10 protein-coding genes are annotated in these 13,033 nt (G+C 56.8%); 4 read left to right on the plus strand and 6 right to left on the minus strand.

From position 1 onward, the window contains the following. The first annotated feature begins 30 nt into the window (after nucleotides 1-30). From mhpT to mmuM, 3 genes are all read left to right on the plus strand, one after another. Entirely contained in the window at nucleotides 31-1,245 is a 1,215-nt protein-coding gene (mhpT, locus tag AL515_RS06770; protein WP_061068799.1) for a 3-(3-hydroxy-phenyl)propionate transporter MhpT, read from the plus strand. A 275-nt stretch (nucleotides 1,246-1,520) separates the two neighbouring features. Continuing rightward, nucleotides 1,521-2,924: an S-methylmethionine permease gene (mmuP, locus tag AL515_RS06775; protein WP_061067389.1), complete on the plus strand. Its 1,404-nt coding sequence runs from the start codon at nucleotides 1,521-1,523 to the stop codon at nucleotides 2,922-2,924. Then, nucleotides 2,911-3,843, plus strand: a complete 933-nt coding sequence (gene mmuM / locus AL515_RS06780; RefSeq protein WP_061067390.1) for a homocysteine S-methyltransferase — start codon at nucleotides 2,911-2,913, stop codon at nucleotides 3,841-3,843. The genes mmuP and mmuM overlap by 14 nt, the downstream gene beginning before the upstream one ends. Before the next feature lie 108 nt (nucleotides 3,844-3,951). Here the strand turns inward: mmuM and fbpC are convergent, their stop codons facing one another. The 6 genes from fbpC to AL515_RS06810 form a co-directional block, all read right to left on the minus strand. Further along, nucleotides 3,952-4,998, minus strand: a complete 1,047-nt coding sequence (fbpC, locus tag AL515_RS06785; protein ID WP_003838618.1) for a ferric ABC transporter ATP-binding protein — start codon at nucleotides 4,996-4,998, stop codon at nucleotides 3,952-3,954. Between the two features lie 11 nt (nucleotides 4,999-5,009). Then, nucleotides 5,010-7,088 carry an ABC transporter permease gene (locus AL515_RS06790; protein WP_048212479.1) on the minus strand — a complete coding sequence of 693 codons (2,079 nt, stop codon included), beginning with the start codon at nucleotides 7,086-7,088 and terminating at the stop codon, nucleotides 5,010-5,012. 69 nt (nucleotides 7,089-7,157) lie between these two features. Beyond that, nucleotides 7,158-8,189 (minus strand): ABC transporter substrate-binding protein, encoded by a 1,032-nt coding sequence (locus tag AL515_RS06795; protein ID WP_061067391.1) that lies wholly within the window; start codon nucleotides 8,187-8,189, stop codon nucleotides 7,158-7,160. Further along, the gene (uhpC, locus tag AL515_RS06800; protein WP_061067392.1) at nucleotides 8,186-9,478 is read right to left on the minus strand and encodes an MFS transporter family glucose-6-phosphate receptor UhpC; all 1,293 of its coding nucleotides are present in this window, start codon (nucleotides 9,476-9,478) and stop codon (nucleotides 8,186-8,188) included. The genes AL515_RS06795 and uhpC overlap by 4 nt, the downstream gene beginning before the upstream one ends. Before the next feature lie 84 nt (nucleotides 9,479-9,562). Next, nucleotides 9,563-11,104 carry an MASE1 domain-containing sensor histidine kinase gene (locus AL515_RS06805; RefSeq protein ID WP_061067393.1) on the minus strand — a complete coding sequence of 514 codons (1,542 nt, stop codon included), beginning with the start codon at nucleotides 11,102-11,104 and terminating at the stop codon, nucleotides 9,563-9,565. Next, complete coding sequence (locus tag AL515_RS06810; protein ID WP_061068800.1) at nucleotides 11,104-11,733, minus strand: response regulator transcription factor; 630 nt, start codon at nucleotides 11,731-11,733, stop codon at nucleotides 11,104-11,106. Before AL515_RS06810 ends, AL515_RS06805 begins: the two co-directional genes overlap by 1 nt. 328 nt (nucleotides 11,734-12,061) lie before the next feature. Here AL515_RS06810 and tauA point away from each other — a divergent pair, with 328 nt between their 5' ends. After that, nucleotides 12,062-13,024: a taurine ABC transporter substrate-binding protein gene (tauA, locus tag AL515_RS06820; protein WP_061067394.1), complete on the plus strand. Its 963-nt coding sequence runs from the start codon at nucleotides 12,062-12,064 to the stop codon at nucleotides 13,022-13,024. The last annotated feature ends 9 nt before the right edge of the window (nucleotides 13,025-13,033 follow it).

Here is a 13,033-nt window from a genome sequence, read left to right on the forward strand (position 1 = left end):
ACCTGCATCGTGACCTCAGAGGTACATCTTATGACTACTCGTACCCCCGCATCCTCATCCCGCCTGACGTTGACCGTCGGGCTGTGTTTTTTAGTCGCCCTGATGGAAGGGCTGGATTTACAGGCTGCCGGGATCGCTGCCGTCGGTATCGCTCACGCGTTTGCGCTGGATAAAATGCAGATGGGCTGGATCTTCAGCGCGGGCATTCTCGGGCTGCTGCCCGGCGCGCTGGTGGGCGGCATGCTGGCCGATCGCTATGGCCGCAAACGCATTCTTATTGCCTCTGTGGCGCTGTTCGGTCTGTTCTCGCTGGCAACAGCGATATCCTGGGATTTCTCATCGCTGGTGTTTGCCCGCCTGATGACCGGCGTCGGGCTGGGCGCGGCGTTGCCGAACCTGATCGCGCTGACTTCTGAGGCGGCGGGCCCGCGTTTTCGTGGTACGGCGGTGAGCCTGATGTATTGCGGTGTGCCGATTGGCGCGGCGCTGGCGGCAGCGCTCGGGTTTAGCGGTCTGGCCTCTGCCTGGCAAACGGTGTTCTGGGTCGGCGGGGTGATCCCGCTGCTGCTGGTACCGCTGTTGATGCGCTGGTTGCCGGAATCGCAGGTTTACGCCCAACAAACGCAGGTGGCTGCCGCGCCGCTGCGGACTCTGTTTGCGCCAACCACCGCGACAGCCACGCTGCTGCTGTGGCTGTGCTATTTCTTCACCCTGCTGGTGGTGTATATGCTGATCAACTGGCTGCCGATGCTGCTGGTGGAGCAGGGCTTTCAGCCCTCGCAGGCGGCGGGCGTGATGTTTGCCCTGCAAATTGGTGCGGCCAGCGGCACCTTAATCCTCGGGGCGTTGATGGACAAACTACGTCCGGTGGTCATGTCGCTGCTGATCTACACCGGGATGCTGGCATCATTACTGGCGCTGGGCACGGTATCGTCATTGAGCGGCATGTTGATGGCGGGATTTGTGGCGGGGATGTTTGCCACCGGGGGGCAAAGCGTGCTGTATGCGCTGGCACCGCTGTTTTACAGCACGCAGATCCGCGCCACCGGCGTGGGTACTGCTGTCGCCGTCGGGCGTCTGGGTGCGATGAGCGGTCCGCTGCTGGCAGGGAAAATGTTAGCGCTTGGCACCGGAACAGTGGGGGTGATGGCAGCTTCAGCGCCGGGTATTTTAGTGGCGGGCCTGGCGGTATTTATTCTGATGAACCGCAAATCGCAGATGCCGGTCCCGGCCAGCGGTGCTTAAGCGCTCATTCGGTGGTATGAGTGGGGGAGATACGGTTCCCACTTCCGGGTGAACGCCAGTCGGTGAGGACGTTGCCAGAGTTTACATAAAGCCTGGCAACGGAGGCGTTATGAGCTGGCGACCCTTTTTGTATCTGATTATTAATCCCCACCCGACATTAAGCGCCCGGCGCGGGCATCTGCGCCTGGTGCAGGGTTGACTTTGCATTCTGTTAACAAACGCGGTATAACAAACCTTCTTTGGATGTTTAGATGTCCATACGTTCAGAAGGTTATATGCAAACAACACAACAAAATGCGCCACTGAAGCGCACAATGAAAACGCGTCACCTGATTATGCTCTCCTTAGGCGGCGTGATTGGCACAGGGTTATTCTTCAATACCGGGTACATCATCTCCACCACCGGGGCGGCGGGAACGCTGCTGGCTTATCTGATTGGCGCGCTGGTGGTCTGGTTGGTTATGCAGTGTCTGGGCGAGCTGTCGGTCGCGATGCCGGAGACCGGGGCGTTTCACGTCTATGCTGCTCGTTATCTTGGCCCTGCAACGGGATATACCGTGGCCTGGCTCTACTGGCTGACCTGGACTGTGGCGCTGGGTTCGAGTTTTACCGCCGCCGGATTCTGTATGCAGTACTGGTTTCCGCAGGTACCGGTATGGGTCTGGTGCGTGGTGTTTTGCGCGATTATTTTTGCCCTCAACGTTATCTCCACGCGCTTTTTTGCCGAAGGGGAGTTCTGGTTCTCGCTGGTGAAAGTGGTCACCATCATCGCCTTTATCATCCTCGGCGGGGCGGCGATTTTTGGTTTTATCCCGATGCAGGATGGCTCGCCCGCGCCTGGACTGAGTAATATCACGGCGGAAGGCTGGTTCCCACACGGCGGTTTACCGATCCTGATGACGATGGTGGCGGTGAATTTCGCTTTTTCGGGAACCGAGCTTATCGGTATTGCCGCCGGAGAAACAGAAAACCCGCGCAAGGTCATTCCGGTGGCGATTCGTACCACCATCGCGCGACTGATTATTTTCTTTATCGGCACCGTGTTTGTGCTGGCGGCGCTGATCCCAATGCAGCAGGCGGGCGTGGAGAAAAGCCCGTTTGTGCTGGTGTTTGAGAAGGTGGGGATTCCGTACGCCGCCGATATTTTTAACTTCGTGATCCTGACGGCTATTCTATCCGCGGCGAACTCCGGGCTGTATGCCTCCGGGCGCATGCTGTGGTCGCTGTCGAATGAACGCACGCTGCCAGCCTGTTTTTCCCGAGTGACGAAAAACGGCGTGCCGCTGACGGCGCTGTCGGTCAGTATGCTCGGTGGTGTACTGGCGCTGTTTTCCAGCGTGGTGGCCCCGGACACGGTATTTGTCGCGCTGTCGGCAATCTCCGGGTTCGCGGTGGTGGCGGTGTGGCTGAGCATTTGCGCTTCGCACTTTGTCTTTCGCCGCCGTCATCTGCAGCAGGGTAAGGCATTGAGTGAATTGCATTATCGTGCGCCGTGGTATCCGCTGGTGCCGGTACTGGGATTTGTGCTGTGCCTGGTGGCTTGTGTCGGGCTGGCATTCGATCCAGCGCAGAGAATTGCGCTGTGGTGCGGGTTACCGTTTGTGGCAGTGTGTTATGGTGCTTATTTCCTTACTCAACCGCGTAAAGCCAAACAGGAGCCCGAACATGTCGCAGAATAATCCGTTAAGCGCCATCCTTGATAAACAGGATTTCCTGCTGCTCGATGGTGCGATGGCGACGGAGCTGGAAGCGCGTGGCTGTAACTTAGCCGACAGCTTGTGGTCAGCCAAAGTGCTGGTCGAAAATCCGGAGCTTATCCGCGAAGTCCATCTCGATTACTACCGGGCAGGGGCGCAGTGTGCGATTACCGCCAGCTACCAGGCGACACCGGCGGGGTTTGCCGCCCGTGGCCTGGATGAAGCGCAGTCGAAAGCGCTAATTGGTAAAAGCGTGGAGCTGGCGCGTAAAGCCCGTGAAGCGTATCTGGCCGAGAACCCGCAGGCGGGCACGCTGCTGGTAGCTGGATCAGTCGGGCCTTACGGCGCGTATCTGGCGGATGGTTCTGAATACCGTGGTGATTACCAACGTAGCGCTGAAGAGTTTCAGGCGTTTCACCGCCCGCGCGTGGAAGCGTTACTGGATGCCGGGGCCGATCTGCTGGCCTGTGAAACCTTGCCAAATTTTGCCGAAATTAGCGCGCTGGCTGAGTTATTGACTGCATATCCGCGTGCGCGGGCGTGGTTCTCATTTACCCTGCGCGACAGCGAGCACCTGAGCGACGGTACACCGCTGCGTGACGTGGTCGCGCTGCTGTCGGGTTATCCGCAGGTGGTGGCGTTAGGTATTAATTGCATTGCGCTGGAAAACACCACCGCTGCGTTGCAGCATTTACACGGTTTAACGGCGCTGCCGCTGGTGGTGTATCCGAACTCGGGCGAGCAGTATGATGCCGTGAGCAAAACCTGGCATCATCACGGTGAGCATTGTGCGCATCTGGCGGATTATCTGCCGCAGTGGCAGGCCGCTGGCGCACGGTTGATTGGCGGGTGCTGTCGCACCACGCCTGCGGATATTGCCGCGCTAAAAGCGCGAAGCTGAGAGTTTATCCGGCCTACATCGTTCACTGTAGGCCTGATAAGCGCAGCGCATCAGGCATTGCCGGATGGCGGCACAAGCGCTTTATCCGGCCTACAAAGCCACAAAACGTTATGCCGCATCCGCCAGAACAAACATGCCGTACGGGTGGATTTCGAGGTAATACTGCTCGCCGACGTCCGGCTGTAAACGCGTAGCGTTGACCTGCAATAAGATCTCCTGCCCGTGCCATTCCACCGTGACTTCATACTGGGGTCCCATATAGGCCACGTGGCGGATCACGCAGCGCTGACTCTCTTCGCCGCGATCGCTGAGCGTGATCGCTTCCGGGCGCACGCCGACCATACCTTCGCCTTGCGTATCAAAGTGCAGCGGGCGCGGCAGATGATAGCCGTAGATATCAACGTATTGGTCACTGAAGGTGGCCGGGAACAGGTTGGCATCACCCATAAAGCTTGCCATAAAGCGCGAGGCGGGCTGGCGATAAAGATCCTGCGGTGAACCGATCTGCATGATGTGCCCCTTGTTCATCACCAGCACGGTATCGGAAACCGCAAAGGCTTCGCTCTGATCGTGGGTAACGTACAGCGAGGTGATATCAAACTGCTTTTGCAGTTCGCGGATCTTGTCGCGCATGCTGCGACGCAGGTTGGCGTCGAGGTTACTCAACGGCTCATCAAACAGCAGCACTTTCGGCTTGAGGATCAATGCGCGCGCCAGCGCCACGCGCTGTTGCTGACCGCCGGAGATCTGATCGACATAGCGCTCTTCGAAGCCTTCCAGATCCACCATCGCCAGTGCCTCTTTGACACGGGCTTTCACCTCAGCGCGGGATACGCCGAGCATCTTCAGGCCATAACCCACGTTCTCTCCCAGCGACATATGCGGGAACAGGGCATAGGACTGAAACACCATACAGATATCACGCTGCTGAATTGAGCGATGGGTGACGTCTTCGCCATCAATGAAAATCTGCCCTTCGCTCGGTTTTTCCAGCCCGGCGACCAGGCGCAAAATGGTGGTTTTACCACAACCGGATGGGCCGAGCAGCGTCACCATTTGCCCCTGCGGGATGGTGAGGTTGATATTGTCGATAACCGTGTTACTGCCAAATCGTTTGGTGACGTTGCGCAGTTCAACGAAATTTTTCTGAGTCATAGTGCGCTCCATTACGCCTGGTTTTTGGCTTTTGAACGGGAGGTTCGTGATTCACCGATCAGCCAGTCAAAGATGAAAATAATCGCCAGCATCACCACGATCAGAATGGAACCGTAGGCAATCGCCACACCGTATTCGCCATCTTCCACGCGGTTCAGGATGTAGGCCGTCGCTACACGGGTATCCGGCGTGACGAGGAACACAATGGCGCTGACGGTGGTAATGGCGCGCACAAAGCTGTAAATCAGCGCCGAAAGGATCGCCGGGCGCAGCAACGGCAGCAGGATGTGCGTAATGGTACGCAGCGAACCGGCGCGCAGGCTGAGCGAGGCTTCGTCCAGTGATTTATCGATCTGGCCTAAGCCCGCGATACCCGCCCGAATACCGACCGGGACGTTACGCATTACCATCGAGATAATGACAATCGCCGCCGTACCAGTGAGGTACACCGGGGCGCTATTAAAGGCCAGAATGTACGATACGCCCGCGACGGTGCCTGGAACGGCAAAGCACAGCATAGTGGTGAACTCGATGGTCTTTTTGCCCTTAAACTGCTGGCGCACGACTACCCAGGCGATCAGCAGGCCGAAGATGGCGGTGATCGGCGCGGCAATACCGGCGTAGAGCAGGGTGTCGAGCAGTGAAGGCCATGCGCCGTCGCTCATCCCCTGGCCGAACAGTTTGGTAAAGTTCGCCAGCGTCAGGGTGTAGTCCACGCCCCAGTTAACAGTGAAACTGCCGTAGAAAATGCTGCCGTACAACAGGGCGTTAAAGGCAATCCACACCGCCAGCAGCGCGACCACGCTCCACACCAGCGTCACCGGCAGCGGCTGCACGTCGCCCCGGTAGGATTTACCGGAAACGGTGACGTATGAGCGTTTACCAATCCACATATATTGCACGCAGAACACCAGCAGCGAGAACAGCAGCAGGAATGCACCCAGCGTACTGGCGGCCTGGTAGTCGAGCTGCGAACCGGTGATGTAGAAGTAGATTTGCGTTGCCAGCACGTCGAAGTTACCGCCGAGCACCAGCGGGTTACTAAAGTCAGCCAGCGACTGCACAACCACAATCAAAAAGGCGTTCGCCAGCGCGGGTTTCAGCAGCGGGACAAACACGCCGTTAAAGGTCTGCCAGCGGCTGGCGCGCAGAGTGTAAGAGGCCTCTTCCAGCGACGGATGAATGGTTTTGATTGCTCCGTCGAGGATCATAAACGCCATCGGCGTGAAGGCCAGTACCTGCGCCAGCCAGATGCCGGTAAAACCGTACAGCCAGTTGGTGTTGGTTAAGCCAAACCATTCGACCATAAATTCGGTGATATAGCCGGAGCGCCCCATCATCAGCGTGACGCCTAAACCTACGACAAACGGCGGGGTGACGATTGGCAAAATCGAGAAGATACGTCCGATTATGGCGCTGCGTTTGGCGATCCGGGTGGTGTAGATCGCCAGCACCAGGCCAAAGAAGGTGCAGCCGACGCCGACGGCAATCGACAGCATAATTGAGTTGAGGATCACCTGAATGATGTGCGCCTGCGACAGCACATTCATAAACGCCAGCGGGGCAAATTCCCCTGCGTCGTTGGTGAACATCGGAATAAAAATAGCGATACTCGGCCAGACGATAAAAATACCGATCAAGGCGACAATCGCGGTGAGCGAGCCGATGACGAAACGGTCGCCACCCAGCCACTCCAGGCGGGTGAGCGCCAGGGTCATGATCGCGCCAAGTGCGATAAACAGCACGATGGTGGCATAGCCTAAGCCGCGCCCTTCAAGGGTCGCGCTGGTGACGATAAACGCCATACAGAAAAATGCCCAGCCCGCATCAAGATAATGGCGGCCGCGCTGTTCGCGTTTAGCTTCATGGAACGGGCGAACCAGCAGCAGGCTTGGCAGCAGATACCACAGCCAACTGATATTCAACTGTGACCAGCCGTAGGCGGCGAGTATTTCCTCGCGCGTCGACTCCAGCAGACCGTAGTCCAGGCTCCAGCCTGGCAACAGGGCAAACGCCAGCCAGCCGAGCAAAACCCAAAGAAATATCGCATCCCGTTTTTTCACGGGATGGAGTGCAAGTGTGTGTGACATAGCGGTTCCGGTATTCCAGGCCGGATGCGGTATTTACGCCGCACCCGGCAAATGATCGCCGATGTAGGTTTATTTACCCATCTTCACTTCGCTGACCCACTTATTGATCAACGCTTTACGCACGTCGGTCGAGCCGTACTTATCCATGTCGTAATTGATAAGCTTCAGATCGTCGAGTTTCAGCGAGTTAGGCGACGTCTCGGCGGTGGTGTTGGTCAGGATCTGATAGGACTTCCCTTTTTTCCAAGCCAGTTCCTGCGCATCTTTTGACAGTACCCAGTCAACGAACAGTTTGGCGTTATCGAGGTTGCGAGCGCCTTTCAGAATGCTGACGCCGCCAATCTCATAGCCAGTACCTTCGCACGGTGAAATTAGCTCCAGCGGTGCGCCCTGTTCTTTTTCCAGCGAGTAGTCGTGCAGGAAGCCAATGCCAATCGCCGTTTCGCCACGGGCGGCGTTACGCGCTGGGGCAATGCCTGATTTAGTGTATTGAGAGACGTTGGCGTTGAGCTGTTTCAGGTAGTCAAAGGCCTGATCTTCACCCCACAGCTGAGCAAAGGTCGCCAGCGCGGTATAGGCGGTACCGGAGCTTTGCGGGTCAGCAATCTGGATTTCACCTTTGTATTCCGGTTTGGTCAGATCCTTCCAGCATTTTGGCACCGGCAGGTTTTTCTCTTTCAGGCGCTGGGTATTGACGCCAAAGCCCAGAATACCGACGTAAACCGCCGAGGAGAGATTACCTTTCACCTTCGCGGGATCGCGGAATTTCTCCATGATCTGTTCGAGATTGGGTGATTTATACGGCTGCAGCAGGCCCATTTCACCGGCCTGGGACTGCGGATCCAGCGTACCGCCGTACCAGACATCCGCCTGCGGGTTTTTCTTCTCGGCATCCACTTTCGCCAGCGTACTGCCCGAGCCGTTGCGAATGAATGAGGTTTTCACATCATATTTTTCACCGAAGGCTTTGGTTTCGGTTTCGCACATCTCGTTAGTGGCGCTGCAATACACCACCAGACGGCCCTGCGCCTGAGCTGCATTGCTGAAGGCCACCAGCGTCAGAGCGGAAGCAATCAGGGTAGAGGTAAGCGTCAGTTTCATTGTTTTATCCTTTGACTGAGAGAAGGGGTAATGCCTGCAATGAGCAGTGGCATCAGCAATAAACCCATAAAGACAGCGGCGACCGAGAGCAAACTGAACATTCCCGACCAGCCGTAGTGTTCTATGACCAGCGACAGCGGCCAACCCGCCAGCGCGGCCCCCAGATAGGCGAACAGCCCGAGAAAACCGGTAATTGAACCTGCCGCTGCTTTGTGTCCGCACTCCACCGCCGCGAGGCCAATCAGCATCTGTGGGCCAAACACAAAAAAGCCCACCGTAAAGAAACACATTGCCAGTAGCGCGTAGTGGTGCACCGGCGCCAGCCACAGCGCGGCGACGGAGATCATCAGCCCCAGCGTGAACAGCAAAATCATCGGCGCACGCTGACCGCTGAACAGCAGATCCGATCCCCATCCGGCAAACAGCGCCCCCAGCAAACCGCCAACTTCAAACAGCATCACCGTGGCATTGGCGCTGAGCAGATTCACGCCGTGGCTTTCCGTCAGCCAGATGTTGCCCCAGTCGTTGAGCGCAATGCGGATCAAATAGACCAGCACATACGACACGCCGAGGAGCCAGATCATCGGGTTTTTCAGCATGGTTATGCGCAACATTTGCCACAGCCCCATCGGCGGGCTTTGCTGCTCCTGACGCAGCTCCAGCGGATCATGCCGCCATTCCCCAACCGTTGGTAATCCCTCTTCCCGGGGCGTGCCTTTCAGTTGCAGGGTGAGCCAGATACCTAACGCCATGCTGATAATCCCCGGTGCCAGCATCGCTGCCTGCCAGCCCCACCAGTGGGCGGCAAAGGCGCTAATCAGTGGGATAACGGCGCCACCGATATTGATCGACATATTCCAGCAGCCCCACCAGAATCCACGTTCGTTGCGCGAGTACCAGTGGGTCAGCAGGCGGGCGCAGGGCGGCCAGCCCCAGCCCTGGAAAAAACCGTTTAGCGTCCAGACCGCCAGCAGTAGCGTCAGCGATTCACCAAACGCGAACACCACGTTCAGGATGCCGGTAGCGAACAGGCCAATGCCCATAAATGCGCGCTGCCCGTGGCTGTCGTGCCAGAGTCCCGCGGTAAACTTCGACAAACCATAGGTCAGGTAAAACAGCGATCCCAACAGACCGATATCACTTTTATCCAGTCCCAGATCCATTTGCAGTGCCGGGAGCACGTAGTTAACGCTTTTGCGCGTCAGGTAAAACGCCGCGTACCCGATGACCATGCACATCAGCAGCTGTGGACGCAGCGTCCGGTATTGTTGGTTGATGTCGGTACGCATAGCCGTCTCCGTTTTGCTGACTATAAGAAAGTGAAATCGAAAGGGGATGAGAGAAAGTCCAGAGTGGCTAAGACTTTTTCCTGGTTAGTGGCTGATTTGTTGCAAATTTGTGGGCAGGTTAACAATTACCCGCGTGCCGCTGTTCGATTCGAGCGTCAGTTCACCGCCAAGAGCGCTGACTCGCTCACGCATTCCCTGGATACCGAAACCGGGAATTTTTTCCGGCAGAATACCCACGCCGTTGTCAGCGACGTCCAGCAACAAGCTATGTTCCTGCTGACGCAGCGTAATCGATACTTCGCTGGCGTCGGCATGTTTACAGACGTTATTGAGTAGCTCCTGCAACAGGCGATACAGCGTGAAGCGCACCGTTTCGTTTTCTGGCGTATTCTCTAGCTGATAATCAAAGCGACAGCGAATACCCCGTTCAGCAAAAGCAAATTCATTCACCAGATGATGTAGTGCATCTTTAAAAGTCAGCTCGTCAAGCGCGGGTGGGCGTAGCTGGCGCAGTAGCTGGCGGGTCGAGTGGTGAATACGCCGGGCCAGGTCGTTGATCTGATTTGCCGCGTCGAGCGTTTGCTCAGGACCCTGCGAACGTTTAACCAGTTGAGACTGAATTTGAATGGCGGTGATGTTCTGACCAATTTCATCATGCAGTTCCCGCGCCAGGCTTTTGCGCGTGTTTTCTTCCGTGCGGATCAGTTGTTCAGTCAGCGCGCGGCGGGCCGCCAGTTCGCTTTCCAGACGCTGGCGATAATGGTGCAGGTTTTGCGCCAGATGCTGCTGGCGGCTGATGGCGATCCCCAGCCCGATGCCCAGCAGCGCCTGGGTGGCGAGGAAAATCTCCAGCTCCACTAAGTTGCTGAACCCGACGCCGATTTGCCGGGCGATGGTGATCATCATACTGCCGAGCAATCCGGACAACACGCCGCCCTGCCAGCCAAATTTCCACGCCATCACCACGTTCGGTAGGAACACCACGATCAGCAGCAGGCGCTCGATCTCCGGCGACAGCACCATCTGGGTGCCGATGCCAATAATAAAAAACAGGCTGCACCAGATGATAAGTGAGGTGCGCAGCGGGGGATTGGTGGTATCCAGCCCGAGCAAATGATAGCGGTGCTGCTGGCGCAAAAATTCATAGATCAGATAGACAAACGGCGTCAGCAGCACGCCGCCGGTAAACGACGCCAGGCCAATTAACGTCGCCGGGCTTTGGATAAACGGTGAAAGCAGGGCGGTATTGAGCAATGAAGTGATCGTCACCGCGGCCAGCAGCAGGGTTAAGCGCTGCCAGTAAAGCGGGAAGCGGTGCCAGTATGACTGACCGATACTGGCCGGTATCAGGCTTATCAGCGGTGCGGCCAGCAGAAGATAACCGTTGAGTAACTGTTCGTTGTGCAGCCAGAACAGGATCAATACCGGCGGCAATACCAGCGCGGGCCAGTAGCGGCGAGACAGCAGGATCAATAGCGCGAGATACACGCCATGCGGCAGAAATAATGCCGCCTGCTGACCATTGTGGGTCAGGTAAAAACCTAACGTCCACAGCATTAGCCAGCCCGATCCCCATGCCAGCAGAATAAACAGAGAAATAACCCAATGCCGAAGGCTACGCGACATTAATGCCCCGTTAATAGCTGGTGGTCGAGGGCAAAATGCACCAGATCGATGGTGCTGTGGCATTGCAGTTTGCCCAGTACGTTCGCCCGATGAACGTGCACCGTCTTGTGGCTGAGGTCGAGCTTGAAGGCAATCTCTTTTACGCTGTCGCCTTTGACCAACAGCTCAAACACTTCGCGCTCGCGTGGGGTCAGTACTTCCAGTACCTGCGCGGGCTGTTCGCCGCCGCGTAGCGCCCGCAGCGCATCGGCGCACAGGTAATGCCCGCCCATACCGACCGATCGTACCGCCTGCACCAGTTCTTCTGGTCCACAGCGTTTGGTCAGATAACCGCTGGCACCGGCATCCAGCGCACTTTGCACAAACGTGGGTGAGTCATAGATGCTGAGAATGATGGCGCGAAAACCGGGTTTTTGCGCCCGCAGCCGTTTTAGCAGACTCAGGCCATTTTCATCCGGCATGGCGATATCCATGACCGCAACATTGACGTCCTCGCGCAGTAATGCCGGCCAGGCCTCTGCTGCGCTGCTGTACTGGCCGATAACGGCGAGATCCTCTTCGAGACCGAGTAATTGCGCAAAACCGGAACGCACCACCACATGGTCGTCCACCAGCACAACATGAATCATGATATTGCTCTTTTGCCTGACAAGAATATCTATGATGCCTGCCAGCGCCACGCTGGCAATCATCCAGACGCAGTTATGTAACGAATGTAACAAAATCGCAATAATTTACAGCGAGTGTAGGCCTGATAAGGCGCTTGCGCCGCCATCCGGCAACAGTGCCTGATGGCGCTGCGCTTATCCGGCCTACGTTCTGTAATGAGCGAAATTGCTAACCATTGCCGCTTTTTTTCTAAAAACGCTTTGTTCTTAGCCAGAATTTTTAATTCCTTTATCAAATTGTGCCGCAACGAAATACTGCCTCCATAACAAGACAGGGGAGCAGACAATCATGGCTATTTCATCGCGTAACGCACTTCTCGGTGCACTGGCATTCATCGCATTTCAGGCGCAGGCGGTGAACGTCACCGTCGCCTATCAGACCTCCGCTGAACCCGCCAAAGTGGCGCAGGCGGATAACACCTTTGCTAAAGAGAGCGGAGCCACCGTTGACTGGCGCAAATTCGACAGCGGCGCGAGCATCGTGCGGGCGCTGGCTTCCGGCGACGTGCAGATCGGTAATCTTGGCTCCAGCCCGCTGGCGGTCGCTGCCAGTCAGCAGGTGCCGATTGAGGTTTTCCTGCTGGCATCAAAACTTGGCAATTCTGAAGCGCTGGTGGTGAAGAAAAATATCAGTAAACCGCAAGATTTAGTGGGCAAACGCATTGCGGTGCCGTTTATCTCCACCACCCACTACAGCCTGCTGGCGGCGTTAAAACACTGGGGTATCAAACCCGGTCAGGTGGAGATTGTGAACCTGCAGCCGCCGGCAATTATTGCCGCCTGGCAGCGTGGGGATATTGACGGCGCGTACGTCTGGGCGCCGGCGGTCAATGCGCTGGAAAAAGACGGCAAGGTATTAACCGATTCTGAAAAGGTTGGCGAGTGGGGCGCACCGACGCTGGACGTGTGGGTGGTGCGCAAAGATTTTGCCGAGAAGCATCCTGAGGTGGTGAAAGCCTTTGCCAAAAGCGCGATTGATGCGCAGCAACCTTATATCGCTAATCCCGATGAGTGGCTGAAGCAGCCGGAGAATATCAGCAAATTGTCGCGTTTAAGCGGCGTGCCGGAAGCGGATGTGCCGGGACTGGTGAAAGGTAACACTTACCTGATGCCGCAACAGCAGACTGCCGAACTGACCGGACCGGTGAACAAAGCGATTATCGACACCGCGCAGTTCCTCAAAGAGCAGGGCAAAGTCCCCGCCGTCGCGACAGATTACAGCCAGTACGTTACCGATCTCTTCGTGCAATAAAAGGAGGCG

The organism is Citrobacter sp. FDAARGOS_156 (genome assembly GCF_001559235.2).
Classification (GTDB): Bacteria; Pseudomonadota; Gammaproteobacteria; order Enterobacterales; family Enterobacteriaceae; genus Citrobacter; species Citrobacter youngae.